General features: G+C 41.8%; 17 protein-coding genes. 12 read left to right on the plus strand and 5 right to left on the minus strand.

Translation table 11 applies throughout. The features are described from left to right. Positions 1–14: 14 nt before the first annotated feature. Genes JCM16418_RS15795 through JCM16418_RS15800 form a run of 3 tightly spaced genes read right to left on the minus strand, consistent with a single transcriptional unit; the run spans position 15 to position 2,616 of the window. Complete coding sequence (locus JCM16418_RS15795) at positions 15–941, minus strand: Ger(x)C family spore germination C-terminal domain-containing protein (RefSeq protein WP_052020382.1); 927 nt, start codon at positions 939–941, stop codon at positions 15–17. After that, a complete protein-coding gene (locus JCM16418_RS23860) occupies positions 938–1,162 on the minus strand; it encodes a hypothetical protein (protein ID WP_052020384.1) in 225 nt (74 codons plus the stop codon). Before JCM16418_RS23860 ends, JCM16418_RS15795 begins: the two co-directional genes overlap by 4 nt. Beyond that, the gene (locus JCM16418_RS15800; RefSeq protein ID WP_036650781.1) at positions 1,159–2,616 is read right to left on the minus strand and encodes a spore germination protein; all 1,458 of its coding nucleotides are present in this window, start codon (positions 2,614–2,616) and stop codon (positions 1,159–1,161) included. The genes JCM16418_RS23860 and JCM16418_RS15800 overlap by 4 nt, the downstream gene beginning before the upstream one ends. Positions 2,617–2,821: 205 nt before the next feature. Between JCM16418_RS15800 and JCM16418_RS15805 the strand changes: the two genes are divergently transcribed. The 4 genes from JCM16418_RS15805 (at position 2,822) to JCM16418_RS15820 (ending at position 6,962) form a co-directional block, all read left to right on the plus strand. Continuing rightward, the gene (locus JCM16418_RS15805) at positions 2,822–3,181 is read left to right on the plus strand and encodes a hypothetical protein (protein WP_036650785.1); all 360 of its coding nucleotides are present in this window, start codon (positions 2,822–2,824) and stop codon (positions 3,179–3,181) included. Further along, the gene (locus JCM16418_RS15810; protein WP_036650902.1) at positions 3,168–3,653 is read left to right on the plus strand and encodes a nitroreductase family protein; all 486 of its coding nucleotides are present in this window, start codon (positions 3,168–3,170) and stop codon (positions 3,651–3,653) included. Before JCM16418_RS15805 ends, JCM16418_RS15810 begins: the two co-directional genes overlap by 14 nt. 363 nt (positions 3,654–4,016) lie before the next feature. Beyond that, entirely contained in the window at positions 4,017–5,516 is a 1,500-nt protein-coding gene (locus JCM16418_RS15815; RefSeq protein WP_036650786.1) for a malate:quinone oxidoreductase, read from the plus strand. Positions 5,517–5,933: 417 nt separating this feature from the next. Then, on the plus strand, positions 5,934–6,962 hold the full coding sequence (locus JCM16418_RS15820; RefSeq protein WP_036650789.1) for a lytic polysaccharide monooxygenase: 1,029 nt from the start codon (positions 5,934–5,936) through the stop codon (positions 6,960–6,962). A 287-nt stretch (positions 6,963–7,249) separates the two neighbouring features. Here JCM16418_RS15820 and JCM16418_RS15825 read toward each other — a convergent pair whose 3' ends face one another. Continuing rightward, the gene (locus JCM16418_RS15825) at positions 7,250–7,588 is read right to left on the minus strand and encodes a hypothetical protein (protein ID WP_036650791.1); all 339 of its coding nucleotides are present in this window, start codon (positions 7,586–7,588) and stop codon (positions 7,250–7,252) included. 118 nt (positions 7,589–7,706) lie between these two features. Here JCM16418_RS15825 and JCM16418_RS15830 point away from each other — a divergent pair, with 118 nt between their 5' ends. Further along, a complete protein-coding gene (locus tag JCM16418_RS15830; RefSeq protein ID WP_036650794.1) occupies positions 7,707–8,066 on the plus strand; it encodes an MmcQ/YjbR family DNA-binding protein in 360 nt (119 codons plus the stop codon). Positions 8,067–8,245: 179 nt separating this feature from the next. On the opposite strand, the gene JCM16418_RS15835 is transcribed toward JCM16418_RS15830, so the two are convergent. Further along, on the minus strand, positions 8,246–9,034 hold the full coding sequence (locus JCM16418_RS15835) for an alpha/beta hydrolase (RefSeq protein ID WP_036650796.1): 789 nt from the start codon (positions 9,032–9,034) through the stop codon (positions 8,246–8,248). Positions 9,035–9,334: 300 nt separating this feature from the next. Here JCM16418_RS15835 and JCM16418_RS15840 point away from each other — a divergent pair, with 300 nt between their 5' ends. From JCM16418_RS15840 to JCM16418_RS15865, 7 genes are all read left to right on the plus strand, one after another. Further along, positions 9,335–10,048 carry an alpha/beta hydrolase family protein gene (locus JCM16418_RS15840; protein WP_036650798.1) on the plus strand — a complete coding sequence of 238 codons (714 nt, stop codon included), beginning with the start codon at positions 9,335–9,337 and terminating at the stop codon, positions 10,046–10,048. A gap of 91 nt (positions 10,049–10,139) precedes the next feature. Beyond that, positions 10,140–10,931 (plus strand): phosphodiester glycosidase family protein, encoded by a 792-nt coding sequence (locus JCM16418_RS15845; protein WP_052020386.1) that lies wholly within the window; start codon positions 10,140–10,142, stop codon positions 10,929–10,931. 308 nt (positions 10,932–11,239) lie between these two features. Beyond that, on the plus strand, positions 11,240–12,628 hold the full coding sequence (locus JCM16418_RS26405; RefSeq protein WP_373280723.1) for a glycosyl hydrolase family 18 protein: 1,389 nt from the start codon (positions 11,240–11,242) through the stop codon (positions 12,626–12,628). Then, positions 12,616–12,810 (plus strand): glycosyl hydrolase family 18 protein, encoded by a 195-nt coding sequence (locus tag JCM16418_RS26935; protein WP_373280724.1) that lies wholly within the window; start codon positions 12,616–12,618, stop codon positions 12,808–12,810. The genes JCM16418_RS26405 and JCM16418_RS26935 overlap by 13 nt, the downstream gene beginning before the upstream one ends. Before the next feature lie 106 nt (positions 12,811–12,916). Next, positions 12,917–13,987 carry a zinc-dependent alcohol dehydrogenase gene (locus JCM16418_RS15855; RefSeq protein ID WP_052020388.1) on the plus strand — a complete coding sequence of 357 codons (1,071 nt, stop codon included), beginning with the start codon at positions 12,917–12,919 and terminating at the stop codon, positions 13,985–13,987. After that, the gene (gene nagZ, locus JCM16418_RS15860; protein ID WP_036650800.1) at positions 13,959–15,617 is read left to right on the plus strand and encodes a beta-N-acetylhexosaminidase; all 1,659 of its coding nucleotides are present in this window, start codon (positions 13,959–13,961) and stop codon (positions 15,615–15,617) included. Before JCM16418_RS15855 ends, nagZ begins: the two co-directional genes overlap by 29 nt. After that, positions 15,577–16,617 (plus strand): hypothetical protein, encoded by a 1,041-nt coding sequence (locus JCM16418_RS15865; protein WP_036650801.1) that lies wholly within the window; start codon positions 15,577–15,579, stop codon positions 16,615–16,617. Before nagZ ends, JCM16418_RS15865 begins: the two co-directional genes overlap by 41 nt. Positions 16,618–16,633 lie beyond the last annotated feature (16 nt).

Consider the following 16,633-nt stretch of genomic DNA (forward strand, 5'->3'; position numbering starts at 1 on the left):
ACTGCTCTTATTGTTCAAGGCTGGTTGGTTGTATAGATTACATCAACTTTGGTTTGAATCCGAATATCACTTTGATTTTTGTAATATTCCGACCAATCTTCCTGAATATTTTTCCAATAACCGGGATACTTCCATTCCAGTAGCGTTCCTAACTTTAGAGCATCAGCACCTACTCTCTTCGTCATAGTAATCGCTGAACTTAAATCTTCCTCAATTTTAGAGTTAAGTAACTTCGTAATGAGATGGGTGAGTTCCGTATCATTTCTCTTTTTCGTATCCTTTTTATAAATTAAATTTCCAGAAGCATAGAGTTTTATCATAAATTGGGGTCCTTTTTTTGTCATTTTAACTTTCCTAGTAGCTTTTAACTTATTAAAAAGTACGCTCGCGCGGCTTTTTCCTTCATCCCACGTCACCGAAAATGCTTGCTTTCCCAATCGACCATTAGCCCAAGCAATCGCTCTAGCATCCTCAACATTAAGAGTACCTTTCATTTTATCTTCCTGGTAAAGTGCCGCCCCCTGAATCCCAGCCCATTTTTCCTGTTTGTCATTCTCACTAGGTATAGCTTCCTTTCGAATCGAGAGATAATTCGTAGCAAAGCCCACTTTTGAGTAAGTAGAAATCAGAATATCTCTGACACTTGTACTAAACATGATATGCTGCAACGTCATTTTACGCAGGACTTCAGCAGGCATTTGTTCGTAAAGAGGGATTAATTGAGCGATATCTTTAGCCTTGCCGTGAGCCGTTGTCAGAAAAGAGCTAATATGAAAGTTAGGTTCTTTGTCCATCCAGTCAAGGAGATCCCCGATCCCAGCTTCTGCATAATCCCGGCCAACGGTAATTTCTCTTGTATGACCAAAACTCAAATGTCTTGTAAGGTCTTTTTGAATATTGCGTATGGCATCCGGTATCGTTTCGTCAGTACGTGAAATCATGCATAGGCCTTACCTCCTGCACCGCTACTTCCTGCCTGTTGACCAGAGTTCATTCGGTTGGGAAGGGGGCTGCTGATCGTTACCTCCACAGTACCCGGTTTTTCCCCTTTATCTATATACAGAGCGAATACAAAGACTTGCTCATCAACTTCCATTTTGGACCAACATCCGCTGATTAGAATGAAAGAGATGAATGCTATTAGCCATTTCAAGGATTTCATTTCGATTTCTGTCTCCTTGTATTGCGTGAGGTATATGCAGTTGATCTAGACTTCATGGAAGGGGAAGGAACACGTACAAAGACATCTTTCCATTCTTTAAATACTAAGGGGGCTAGAGGTTGCATATAAGGTGTTCCAAATGATTTGAGATTCACAAGATGACCAAATACAATAAATGCAGTAATGAATACACCAATTAAACCCGTAGTTCCACCTATAATAAGAAGCGGGAATCTTAGCAGGCGTAGCGCCAGCCCCAATTCAAAGTGGGGGATGATGTAAGAAGCAATTCCGGTAATGGATACGACAATAACCATTGGCGCGGATACGATACCTGCCTGCACTGCTGCCTGTCCGATAACAATGGCACCTATAATAGAAATGGTTTGCCCAACAGGTTTAGGAATTCTTGTACCAGCTTCGCGTAACCCTTCAAAAGTGATCTCCATGATCATAGCTTCCGTTAATGCTGAGAATGGAATGTTTTCTCGGGCAGATGCGATCGTCAATAAAAGATCAGTAGGAATAATCTCAGACTGGAAGGTCGTAATCGCAACATAAAGTGACGGAAGGAGCATAGATATAATTGCAAAAAACATGCGGACGATACGAATCCAGCTTGCAGATAAGTAACTTTGATAATAGTCCTCAGATGATTGCATGAGAGAGAACAGGGTAACCGGGACCAATAGGGCTGAGGGTGTTCCATCCTGTAAAATTCCGACTCTTCCTTCAAGTAGAGAAGCTGCAACAGAATCAGGGCGTTCAGTGTATTGAAATTGGGGAAATGGTGTACGATTTCCTTTCTTCATTTGTTCAGCGGTATAGCTAATACCAAGGTTACCATCTATAGAAATCTCGCGAATTTCCTGATCTAAATCCTCTACAACTTCAGGCTTACATAACCCTTCGATATATACGACATAAATAATGGTTTTTGTGTATTTACCGACTTCATAACGGATTGTCTTCAGGTCAGGATGTTTAATCTTATGTCTTAATAGAGAAAGATTTGTGTTGATATCTTCAATAAAAGCCTCTTGAGGACCAATCACAACAAGTTCATTTTGTGATTCGGTTACGGCTCTTTTCTCATACTTCATAAGATCGAACATATAAACGTTGTTAACTTCATTTAAGCATAGAAGAACTTTTCCCTGAACCAACTGAGATATCGCTTCCTCATAGGACTGAGTCTGTATGGAGGGGAGGGGGATCAGCGTACCATTATTCAATTTGCTGATCCAATCCTCTTCGATTTGCTCTGAAAAGGATTCTTTAACTAATACATAAGCAATTCTCTCCTGCATTATTGGAACATTAATGATGGATTCGATATAGACAAGCACACAAGAATGCCCATGAATGATAAAGCTCTGATATGTGACATCCTCGGATGATACGAGCATTTTTTTAATTTGCTCCATTAATGTTACATTCGTATTTGTAGCCATACCGTTCACTGCCCCTGACAAATCAATAATATGTTGTATATAGAATGCCGGTAAATATTAGAAGTTATGCAATGAATGAAGTATTAAGGCAATTAAGATATGGAATATTCAAAAATACAATTGACAGAATCCAAGTATTCGTATACATTTGTATACAAGTGATTAATGTATACAAATGTATACGAATGAAAGAGGGGAAATGAATATGCGTGAAGAGCGTGCAGGCAAACACGGTCATCGTGAGCATGGGGAACACAGAGGTCGTGGGCAACATGGCATGAAAGATTCAATCGATCAATATCCCAGAAGTGCGCAAACATTTCGCCGTGGTAGAGCAATCGCTTTTCTAGATAAGCTTAATGTTAATCGGTCGACTCTTCAGCGACAATTGAAAGATCCGGAGTTTGACTCGATCAAACAAGTCATTAGCGGGGAATTAAAAGCAACCGAAGCCATTATCGAAGAGTTTATTCATATGTTTCAGATTCATGAGATAGCTTCAGAAGATATCAATATTAGTGATAATAAAAAAGAGGAGCGAAATGAAAACAATGAAAATAACTGAACTTATTAAAACGCGTAGAAATGTTAAACAGTTTAAGGTAGATCCGATTCATGAGGATACGTTAAACTCTTGGCTGGAAGCTGCAAGTTATGCTCCTAACCATCGTATGAACGAACCGTGGAAGATTATTTTTGTAGGGAAAGAAACTAGAGCGAAATTAAACCACAAAACGAACTTTGGAAACGCACCAATTGTTATTGCTGTATTATCCGAAGGCTCTGTGACTGCATTACAACGGGATGAGAATGTCATGGCTACCGCTTGTTTTGTACAAAATTTTTTGTTAGCTGCACATGAAGAGGGCGTAGGTACTTATTGGTCTTCTATGGGTGCCCAGCCTCAGAATCGTGAAATTCTTAATGTGCCGGAAAATGATGATGTTATTGGTGTATTCGGAATTGGATATCCAGTTGAAGTTCCAAATGCTAAACCGAGAACACCGATCACTTCCAAAATCACGTACTTATCTTAAAAATCCTCCTTCGGGGAGCAGCAAAAAATGGATCTTAAATACAGGACCGATAATGCTTGGATTAGCGTTATCGGTCTAATTTTCGATATAGGCAAAGTCTCAGAATGAAAATAATATCGGTTCGTGGTATTATTTAGGTAATTGCATGCAGAGTGCTTGGTATGAAGGATGAATCAAGACTCAATTTATAATAATTAGATCATCGAAAATATTTTAATCTATAAATAATTGTAATACACTATGGTATAGTTATGATTGAAACAGAACAGGTGTGTGACTAGGTCGCGCCTTCGCTTTGTGTTACACCTAAGAAGGAGCACTTATATCCTTTCTGCAAATTTTAGAGTATAAGGATGGGAAAAAATGAGCGACAGAGAAACTAAAACAGACGTCATCTTAATTGGTGCTGGTATCATGAGTGCGACTTTAGGGACCTTTCTTAAAGAATTAGTACCGGAGTGGAAAGTTACAGTGTTCGAGAAGCTCGAAAGTGCAGGAGAGGAAAGCTCTAACGAATGGAATAATGCAGGAACAGGGCATGCTGCACTGTGCGAGCTTAACTACACTGTCGAAAAACCAGACGGTTCTATAGATATTAGTAAAGCTATCCAAATTAATGAACAGTTTCAGCTTTCAATGCAGTTTTGGTCTTATCTTGTCAAAAGCAAGTTAATCAGTAATCCGCAGGACTTTATTATGCCATTGCCTCATATGAGTTTGGTACAAGGGGAACAGAATGTAGCGTTCTTAAAGAAGCGTTTTGAAGCGATGTCAAATAACCCTCTGTTTCAAGGGATGGAATTCTCTGATGATCCTAAAAAGCTGATGGAATGGATTCCGCTTATTTTACAAGACCGTCCATCGAATGAATCTATAGCAGCAACAAAAATCGATACGGGAACGGATGTCAATTTTGGTGCATTAACGCGCATCTTATTTGACCACTTAAAAAGTAAAGATGTCGATATTAAATACAAACATAGCGTTAATAATATAAAACGTACGAATGACGGCTCTTGGGAATTAAAAATACGAAATGCCAGCGGAAATATCGAACGTCATACTGCAAAATTCGTCTTTGTCGGAGGCGGAGGAGGAAGTCTACATTTACTGCAAAAATCCGGTATTCCTGAAGGAAAACATATTGGTGGTTTCCCTGTAAGCGGAATATTTATGGTATGCAATAATCCGAAAGTTGTAGCGCAACATCATGCAAAAGTATACGGTAAAGCTAAGGTTGGAGCTCCTCCAATGTCTGTTCCGCATCTTGATACAAGATTTATTGATAATAAAAAATCGTTGTTATTTGGACCCTTTGCTGGTTTCTCACCTAAGTTTTTGAAAACTGGTTCAATGTTTGATTTAATTACTTCCGTAAAACCCGATAATCTCATAACGATGCTGTCCGCAGGTGCCAAAAACATGTCATTGACTAAATATCTGATCGGGCAAGTTATGTTATCGAAAGAAAAACGTATGGAAGAGTTACGAGAGTTTATTCCTAATGCTAAAATCGAAGATTGGGATTTAGTCGTAGCAGGGCAGCGTGTCCAAGTAATCAAAGATACTGAAGCTGGAGGCAAGGGAACACTTCAATTTGGTACTGAAGTCATTAGTGCCGCGGATGGATCGATTGCTGCACTGCTGGGTGCTTCTCCAGGGGCCTCTACTGCGGTTCATGTTATGATTGAGGTACTAAATAAATGCTTCCCGCAACATATAAAAGAATGGGAACCAAAAATCAAAGAAATGATCCCATCTTACGGCCTGTCATTATTGAAAAATCCAGAGCTTCTGCACGAAATTCATACTTCAACAGCAGAAACGCTAGGTCTAAGCAAAAAAGAACTAGTTAGTCTTTAGTTAATTCTTTGAAATAGAAACGATTGTCCATTCATGAAAAGTAACAAAATACTTTTATAAATGGACAATCGTTTCTATGCTGAAGAAATTGAAAAGACAATGAATATTACGTAAAGACGAATCATCATACATTTGACGCAAAAAGAGCCGAGAGCAATCTCGTCTCTTTTTTGTTTGTCGGTTTGTATCCATTTTCGAGTACATTTGAGTGTAATAGAGGCATTTTTACTTGTGATATACTCTGATTTGGATATTAATGGAATATATATCCATTTTTGCATATAGAATAAATTGTTTGCATGCCTGCATTTCTAAAAACTGCTTACTGTTTGATTTCTAAAAGAGGTGATGCCGATTTAGATTTAAGTTTCATGTAAGCGTTTTGTTATTAAAATTCAATCTCGGGAGGAAATAATAATGAATTTCGCTTTACCCAACAACGCAAAGTTTCATAAGGTGATTATCGCTTGTAGTATGCTGCTTCTGATCACTCTACTTATGTTTTTGTTCCCTGCCAAAAGCTCGGCTCATGGGTATTTAGATTCGCCAGCAAGCCGTGCCCTTTTATGCAAAAACAATGTGAATACGGATTGTGCTGGAGCCTCATACGAGCCACAAAGTGCTGAAGCCCCAAAAGGCTTCCCTAATGGAGGCCCGTCAGATGGACACATCGCGAGTGCAAATAATACGTTTCCTAAACTCGATGAGCAATCTTCGACTCGTTGGACTAAAGTACCTATAAATGCAGGTCCACAAGCTTTTAGCTGGCAGTTAAATGCCGCGCACGCTACAACTACCTTTAAATATTTCATCACGAAGCAGGACTGGAATCCGAACGCTCCTCTGACGAGAGCTTCCTTTGACTTAACGCCTTTCTGTCAAAAGGATTTAAACGGAGCAAGTCCTACTAACTATTACACGATAAATTGTAACGTTCCTGCAAGAACAGGGTATCAAGTCATTCTAGCTATTTGGGAAGTATCCGGAGCGCCTACCGCTTACATCAGTGTAGCCGATGTGGATTTCGGAGGTGGCAGCACACTCCCAGCTCCAACGAGTCTGGCTTCCACTGCCGTAACAGACAACAGTGTTTCCTTGAACTGGTCTGCTGTAGCTGGCGCAGCAAGCTATCAAGTATATCGCAATAACGTTTCAGTGGGCACAACAACCTCGACAACCTTCACGAACACGGGCTTAACGAGTGGCACTTCCTATAATTATACGGTAGTTGCAATTGATTCCTCCGGCAAAGCATCGCCTTCCTCTTCCGTATTGGCAGTAAAGACGACAGGCAGCGGCGGCGCGGGCACATATCTCCCTTGGAGTGCGACTACAGTCTATGTTGGGGGTAATAAGGTCTCCTATAATGGCGTTAACTATGAAGCCAAATGGTGGACACAGGGTGAGATTCCAACCGGAAACAATGTTTGGAAGGTCATTCCTTAACTTTATTAGCACATCTAAAGCCCTGGAGGCACGTGTCTCCAGGGCTTTTTTTCGGATATAGAGCTTGGTTACTTACTCCTCATCGAGATGAAAATTATTTGCGACAATGTACTGATTCTGTTATTGGGAGAGTTCAATTTTGGAATCTTATAAAGATCAGTTAATGGGGGAGTAAATAGGAGTTTATCGTGTATCCCAAGATCCAAGGTCATTTAATGAATGTAGTTTGAAATCCTGAGTGGGAATTTACAAATTAAATTCTAGGATCGAATTCAAATCTCCATTATTCATTTGAGCATAAACTGCTCCATATCATCGTGACGAATATCAATCTTCTCACCATTTGCTTTGACTAGATATATATATAATGGCTTTTTTTCAATACTTGCACCACCTACTGATACATGATAATCCTCATCTATTTTATAGTTACGAATATACAGACCTGAGCCAATATCTTCATAGGGATAGTCATCAAAATCATTCCAAGTTAGATCTTGACCACTCTGTGCCAGATCCTGCACCATATTGAGTGACAAGGTCTCATTGTTTATATGATCACAGCCTGAAAATATAACCGAAAAAGTAAAAACTAATGAAATTATAATGTTATACTTTATTTTCATTTTGATTTCTCCATCTTCTATATATTGTAAAATAATTTCTATTATATAGGAAATTGTAACGTATTGAAATGTTATATGATGATAGTTTGCGTATGTTTAGTGAAGGAGTCGTTCTGATTTGAAGAATAATATTATTGACTATTGTTTAGAGAAAAAAGGAGCAACTAAGGATTATCCATTCGGACCCGCGCCTATTGTAGTCAAAATTGCAGGTAAAATGTTTGCGCTTATTTTCGAGGGCAAAGACGATAATTTTCGACTAAACCTAAAATGTGACCCAATCATTGCGGAAAACTTGAGAGAGCAACATAAGAGCGTTCAGCCAGGCTATCACATGAACAAAAAGCACTGGAATACAATTACGATCGATGGTTCCATGCTAGAGTCAGATATCTTTGCAATGATTGACCACTCATACGAATTAATTTTCAAAAGTCTACCTAAGAACATCCGAGAATCTATACTGGAAATAATTTAATGAAGCACATCAAGGAAATTGGGAAGAGCATATGAGATAAGCAGCACAAGGTTGGCGCCAATACCCACAGTTTACAGAAGACCAAACTAAGTCCAAAAAATAAAAGGCAAACAAGGCTTTATAGAAAAGGTCTTGTTTGCCTTTTATTATTTTTCCAATTGAACTAGGTATGCGTAAGCTTATTTCTTGAGTGTCCGCATCCATTCGATTATAGCTTGGCTAACTTCATCCAACTGCTGCTGTGATGAAATTGTTGCATCCTGATCACCTTTTTGTTTTCCATACGTACCGAACTGACCATGATTACCGCCCTCAATGGATACGTATTTTGTAGTGTCAGCAGGTAAATTTTGTTTGCTTTCTTCCCATACCTTCCAATTCAACACACCATCCTTAGAACCTGTAACTTGCAGGACATCCAACCCAGAGTTTTTCAAGCTACCTCCTTCATCCGCATAAGAGCCAAGGAAGAATACACCCGCAAGTTTACTCGTATTCGCCGCCGCATACCTTGCCGCAAAGGCTCCACCTAGTGAATGTCCACCGATTACAAAGGTATCATCAGGATGCGATTGAATCAGTGGATTAGCTCGATTTTTTCCAAAGATAGCTAAATCAAACGGCATTTTAACAATATACACGCGATGTCCTGCTTCAGCTACCTTACGAGCAAGCGGCGCATAGCTTTCTGCATCCACCAAAGCCCCTGGATAAAAAATCAGGCTCGGCTGTATAACTTTCTTATCAGCGGGTTCGAATAGCAAGCTATTATCTTCTGTTTTCACCACTAAAGCTGAATTACTTTCCATCGCTTGCTTAGCTTGCTCAAGCGGTTCGTATTTCAAAATGGGGTAGGCAATCAATAGCCCTAATACAAGAAGCATAATAAGTGAAGCAAATGAGATTAATATCCATTTTCCAATTTTTCGCTTTGGTTTGGAACGGATTAAATGTTGTCCTTCATTCATCTGTTGTCCTCCTATGTGTATAAATGATCTATACAATAGAGTAACATAGTCGTTAAGCCAAATACATCTATTCACACATAGCATAATCGCATTCTTAACGAAATTAACAATATCAAGCCCGTATGATTGTTGGGGTCGTGCTCTTCATTGGTCTACTTAGAGTTTGAATTCATTAATGGATAGGGTAATTCATCGAAGATGAAGAGGACACTAAACAAGGATTTTTATCAAAGGAGTAGAAGATTTATTTCCTTATATTGGATGATTACATGAAGCAGAACAAGGAGGGGCCGTGAAATTATGACCGAGACATTCATATCCTCCAATAGCACATGTTCAATGCATTGCCGCACGGTAGTTTACTTTTTTGCCGGGGTATTAACATATCGGAATAATTTTGAAGCTGCTGCTAGTGAAATTGCCAAAAGATATCGTAATGCCAAAATTGTGATGATCTTTCCTTATGGGATTGCAAACGGCACTACGCGTACTTCACTTATTCGTCTGCTGAGTCGGCAACTTACACAAGTTGGCTATGACCTTACCCGAGAGCAGTCACGCAGGGTAACTATCGCATCAGGAATCATCCGCGAGCATGTAGCAGATGCAGATCATATTATCTGTATTGGGCACAGTGCCGGAGGCGTAATCGCCTATCGAGCCGGCCTTTATCTGGAGAAGAAGTACGGCTTGAAGGGAGTTCAAATATTTGCAGTGGGAAGTCCTAAATTTCATTTGAAGGACATCCCATTCAATGAAAGATTTACATATATCACTGGCCAAAATCCAGACAGAATCACTCAAATTGGCAGGTGGCGTAAGCCGGGTTCTCGGGTATACCAAGGAAGGCCGGGTCGCGAAATCCAGTTGGAATTTAATCCAGCTCATGTAGGCTGGCAGTTTCATGCATCATATTTTCTGAAATCGGCCTGGACAGATTCTAACCAAGTGTTTCATACCAATTCAGAAGACTTGGTCTCCAAAATCCATGAACTGTACCCGGGAGACTGCTAAATACCTAAAGCTAACGAGCAGAATAAAGGAACAATTCCCCAATATTAGCGTTAATTATATAAACGTTTAATGAATAGGGGGATGAAGGGAGATGAAAAGAGAGGCTAACGAAAGACTTGCTTTTATAAGACGATCTACTCCATTTTACATGTGTGTTTTTATACTAATTTTGGAGTTCGTATCTATATGGATCATAAGGAATGACAATATTCCATCAAACGTTCAGTATTCTCAGATAAATGCTGACAATGGGGTTATTCTACATGTGCTACAGGCAGAACCTAGTCGTATTTCATTTAATAGCGTAAACGATAACGTCGTGCAATCTGGAAGAATCGGAATCAATGGTGGATTCTTTTGGGAGGATCAGTTATTGAGCATTGCGGTTATGGATCGCATTCCCACAAATGGAGGTTCTAAAGAATACGGCTCAGGTTGGTTCAACGTCAAATACGCTCGAGGAACCATCGTATACGATCGTGTCACGAGGATGGTTGATGTGCAACGGGCTGCAAGCGTTGATGATCTACATATGACACATACGACGAAGTTCTGGGCGCAGGGCGGTGTCAGTATGAATTTAAAGGACGATAGTAATTGGTATAACGTAGCAGTCACAGAAGAAGGGTTACCATTTCCCGACGACAAGCGGCTTCGCAGTGCGATGGCATACGATAATTCTGGAGAAATCTATCTAATTGTCACTTCTACTAGATGTACGGCTGAACAATTCCGTACTGCTATTAAAATAAATGTTGCCAAAGGAAATTTGAATGAGGCTATATTTCTTGACGGGGATGGTTCCTCACAATTGCTAGCCGGTAAGGTCAAATTGAAAGGGGACTCTCGAAAGGTAGTGCAGATGATCCAGGTAATCGAATAGAAACACTAGAATTGCTTAGGCTGAGGTAGGCTTTTCCTACTAGTAGCGCTATTAATATTGGAAGATTTGTAACTATAGTACGAGACTAACCAAGCCATCTCAATACAAGAGAGGGCTTTTTTGTGTTTATAATATTTTTCCCTAAAAAAATATCAAATAAAAAGAGGAAACTCTCATTATTTTGGAGAATTATTTACTGGATAATTAAGGATTTGTTAACTTTAAATGTTATAAAGGGGGTGGAGCAAGCTCAACTAGGTTTAGGATGGGAAATCTCATCGATTTTCACAATAAGAGGAGGTAATTCAATGAATGGTAAGAACGTAATTAAGGGTCACTTTAAGCGGGGGTTTCTGTCTCTGTTTATGGTAGCATCTCTAGTAATCTCTTTAATCACATCATTTAGCATTCCGGCTGGTCATGTCTCGGCAGCGGAAAGTATTCAAGCAGTGGCGGCTTGTACCGATGCAGCATGGGACGCTACCAAAACGTATAACGGAGGCAACCGCGTTTCACTGAATGGCAAAGTATATGAAGCAAAATGGTGGACATTAAACGAAAACCCGGCGCAATCAGGTTCATGGGGCGCTTGGAAATATATCTCTGATTGTGGCGGTACTACGCCTGGGGATACAACAGCACCAACAGCACCTGCTAATCTGACTTCCACAGCAAAGACAGCAAACACAGTATCTTTATCGTGGTCAGCTTCTACAGATAATGTAGCGGTGACGGGATATAACGTGTATAGTGGCTCTACTTTGAATACGACGGTTACGGGAACTACAGCTACTGTGTCGGGACTTACAGCAAGTACGGCTTATACTTTTACGGTAAAAGCAAAAGATGCTGCGGGTAATTTATCAGCAGCAAGCAATGTTCTTTCTGTAACAACTTCCGATACGAGTACACCTAATCCAGGAACTACACCAAATAAAGTTATTGGTGGATATGTAGCAGACTGGAATTTCCCTAATGTTAACACGATACCTGCAACAAAGTTAACACACTTATACTATGCTTTTGCTAATGCAGCAAATAATGCAGTGAGTGGAGGAGATACAGGAAAGATTGCACAGCTTGTCTCTCTTAAACAAAAGAATCCAAGTTTGAAAGTTCTAATCTCCGTAGGGGGCTGGGGAAATTCAGCTAATTTCTCAGGTATTGCGTCGACAGATGCAAATCGTACAGCTTTTGCAAATTCAGCACTGCAATATATCCGCGCAAACAAATTAGATGGAATTGATATTGACTGGGAATATCCTGCGGTAAGTGACAAACAAAATTACACTCTTTTCATCAAAAAAATACGTGAAGTTCTAGATGCGGGTAGTGTAGCAGATGGAAGAAGCAATAATAAATATCAAGTCACTGCAGCAACTGGAGCTTCTCAATACGGAATTGAAGGTATTGATCTGGCTTCGGTGCAACAATACTTCGATTATATTAATATCATGACCTATGATATGCAAGTCGGAACGAATTCGCATCATACAAACTTATATACTTCCTCACTGAACTCCAGTTACAGCGTAGATAATGCCGTGAAATTGTATAAAAATAGTGGTGTGGCTACAAGTAAAATTGTAATTGGAGGCGCTTTCTACTCTGCTGGTACGACGACAGAATACACTTATGACCAGTTATTAGCGAGCTATATTAATAAAAACGGCTGGACTCGGCAATGGATGATGTAGCCAAAGCTCCTTACTTAACGAATGGAACTGGCTTCATTAGTTACGATGACGAGCAGTCACTTACAGAGAAAGTAAAATATTTAAAGAGTCAAGGTTTGGCAGGCATCATGTTCTGGGAATACGGACAAAACACGGGCGGACAATTGCTAAATGCTATTTATACGGCCGTGCAACAACCTTAAACTAACCTGACTTAAGTAAAGAGAGGGTACCTTCTAGCAGTTAATGAAAGGGGGTATCCTCTTTTCTCTTATTAAAAAAATTAATTGAAAAGGGAAGTGACGATTCATGCCGAGCATTGCAATAACCCAAGGCCTCACCTCGATCAATTGCGTATTTCAGGAACCGGATCGGATCGAACTTTTAGAAGAGCAGGTGCCCTCGCCGGGACCTGGACAAATTTTGTGTGCTGCCAAAAAGTCATTGATAAGTACTGGAACTGAATTAGCTTGTCTGAAGGGGAGTTTCGACGAGGGGACGGTCTGGTCATCTTGGGTTCAGTACCCATTCTATCCCGGATATTCCATGGCTGCTCAAGTGCTGGAGATAGGAAGCGGGGTAGAAGGAATAAAGGTCGGTGACAGGATCATGTGTCCAGCCGGGCACCGCCAATACTTCCTCGTGGAATATAAGGAAGCGGCGCTTATTCCTGATTCGATTCGTGACGAAGAGGCGATTTTTACGCAACTCGCGAAGGTTGCACTACTAGGAGTTCTGCGCGCAGAGCACGCATTTGGAGAAAGAGTGGGTATTGTCGGTCTAGGTCTTATCGGACAGCTTGTCATTCAGTATCTGAATGCCGGCGGTGCGCGTCAGATTATCGCAATTGCACCGGAAAGTTCCCGTCTGGGCCAAGCTCGTCGAAATGGTGCGACCGATTTGTTGAATCTTCCGGTAGCCGAGGCATTCGGACAGGTAGAAGAACTTACCAGAGGAAAAATGCTGGATACGATATACGATGTAACGGGTTCTTACGCCGTACTACCTTACTGCACGCAGTTGACTCGGGATCTGGGCAAGGTCATTCTGCTAGGTGATTCGACGGAACCCTCTAAGCAGACTATTGGACCGAAAGTAGTCTTTAATTCGGTTAGTATACTAGGGATTCACGGCCGAATGATGGAGGGTTTTAAAGGCTGGACGGAAGTGGATATGAACGAGTTCATATTCGAATCTATCCAGCGGGGAAAACTGGACGTTGCAAGTCTTATTACCGAAGAAGTAAGCCCGCTCGAAGCCGTATCCGTCTATTCCCGGCTCGTGGAGCGCAAGTCCGATTTTATGGGAGTTGTATTCGATTGGACAATTGCAAAGCTAAGGGGGAAATCAAATGAGAACATGTCACGAGCTTACACTTAAGGAGAAAATTGGCCAGCTGCTCATGGCCGGCTTCGAAGGTTTTACGCCGGATGCGAACATCCGCGACCTTTTACAAAATCATTTCATCGGGGGAGTCGTGTTATTTTCCCGAAATGTTGACAATCCCGAACAGGCATTATATTTAACACAGGAACTTCATAAGATGGCTATGGATGCGACGGGCATACCACTATGGATCGGAACGGATCAGGAGGGGGGGATGGTCGTTCGGTTAAGACAGGGAATTGCGCAGCTGCCTGCGGCGATGGCCTTGGGAGCCGCACATGATCTCGTTCTACTCTACGAAGCTGCCAAAGGAACGGCGGAAGAGCTGAAGATGCTGGGCATCAATATGAATTTTGCGCCCGTGGTTGACATCAACGTTAACCCGCGAAATCCGATCATTGATGTCCGCTCGTTCGGAGACAATGCCGAAATTGTTGCCGAACTGGGGATCGCCGCCATGCATGGCTTTCAGGACGGGGGAGTCGCTTCCGTTATCAAGCACTTTCCTGGTCATGGCGACACGGATACAGATTCCCACGCGGAGCTACCAGTTTTGCGGCATTCCCTTGATCGACTCCGATCCGTGGAGCTTGTGCCATTCCGGCGTTGTGTTCAGGTCGGGGCCGAAGCCGTCATGACAGCTCACATCGGAATTCCGATACTTACCGGCGGAGAGCCCGTTCCGGCGACAATCTCCCATGAAATTCTGACGGGTCTGCTCCGTGAAGAGCTGGACTTCAACGGAATTATCGTGACAGACTGCATGGAGATGGATGCTGTTACGCAGGGAATAGGTGTAGGGGAGGCAGTCGTCCGGGCCATGATTGCGGGAGCTGACCTTATTCTCGTAAGTCATACCTACGAAAGCCAACTGGAGGCGGTGGCTGCCCTTGAACAAGCAGTGGCGGACGGGCGTCTAACGGAAGATCGGATCAATGCCTCTGTTGATCGCATCCTTCACCTAAAGGAGTGCCGCATCGGAGAGCTGCGGGCACACAGTTGGGAATACACGCGGACTCTCTTGGAAAATCCGCAGACCCTCCAAACGATTGAACGTCTCCGCCAGAAAAGCATTACCGCCGTTAACCGTGAATCAGACTTTTGCCGTTTGTCTCCCGGAGTCGATACTCTCGTGCTCTGGCCGCAAATAACGGCGGCCAGCAAATCTGAGGACGAGCCGGCATACGATGACACTCTTGGCAAGTTCTTGCTACCTTATATCACGGCAAAGTTAACGGAGCGTGTTTACGGATCCAGTCCAAGTCCGAATGAGATTGCGGCCTTGGCCACCGAGGGGGAAGAGTATGGGCAGATCGTCGTGGGAATATTTCATACGGCTTCGAGTCCCGGTCAGATCGATTTGGTTCGCAAGCTCTTAGCGGGAGGGGTCAAAGTTATTCCAGTCTCCCTACGCAATCCGGTTGATCTCGCAGTTTTTCCAGAAGCTAAAGGCTTTCTATGCTGTTACGAGCATCATCCGCATACTCTGCAGGCCCTAAGTCATGTTCTAATGGGTATATCGGAGCCTGACGGCATAATGCCGGTCGCGATTCCTGATCAAAGGGCAGAAGGAGGAGAAATAAATGAATATCATTCAGCTTCCGGTCTCGAATCCGCCACTTAAAGGATTCTTGCGATGGGCTTATACGCTTTCTATAACCAGCGTACATGAAGAAACCATTCCTTGGTATTACAGCAATTTTATACAGTTGTCCTGCACCACAAAATTTCTGGAGGATGGTAGACAGTACTTTTTGGATTTCTTCCGAGGTACGCCAAACGAATTGAATTTCAACAATCCGTTTCTTCTCACCTGTTCGGTCAATTATTCAATTCTGAATAATTTGGCATTAGAAGCTTGGGCAACATTTTTCGCGGATCAGATCCGCAGCAATTATTATTGCATCGTATTTGTGGACGAATCCAAATTATCACCTTCGGCCTTCTATCAGAAAGATCCATTTCCACATCATCTTTTTCTATATGGTTTCAACTGGGACGAAAGTATCTTCTATGCCTCCATGTTCGACCATATGGGAATATACCGAAATATGGAGATTTCGTTTCAGGAGTTTCAGGATGCCATCCTGTCCATGAGACAGCTTTTGAAGGAAAACCTTACGTCCGATCACCACACCTATTTTTACAAGTACGAACCACATTCTCCTTATCCTTTCGATAAGACGTCTGTCATTGACCAGCTACGCGACTACCTTAATGGGGAGACCCACTTAAACCGGATCAATTATAATCCCGAAGAGGAAGCTTACGGTGTCAAGATATATGACTATCTACAAATGTACTATGATGCCGTAGAGAACAACGATTCCCGGTTAGGGGACCGCAACGATGTGAGGCACCTTCATGTCCTCTGGGAGCATAAGAAAATGATGAGCGAGCGAATTGGATATTTGGTAGAGAAGGGAATAATCCCATATGACGAAGAGCTGGTGGAAGGCTATAAGGATGTGACCAAAAGAGCAATGAAACTGAGGGATCGTTACATTCGTCATAAAATCCGCGAAGATAAGGAAATCTTTGAATGGCTGAGGCTTCGTATCAATCAATTCCGGGAGGAAGAGCCTGTTCTATTGAAAAAATTGATTACACTGCTTAAAGGTTGAAACTGTTAGAAGAAAA

It is taken from the genome of Paenibacillus pini JCM 16418, assembly GCF_000576305.1.
In the GTDB taxonomy this organism is placed as follows: Bacteria; Bacillota; Bacilli; order Paenibacillales; family Paenibacillaceae; genus Paenibacillus_AQ; species Paenibacillus_AQ pini.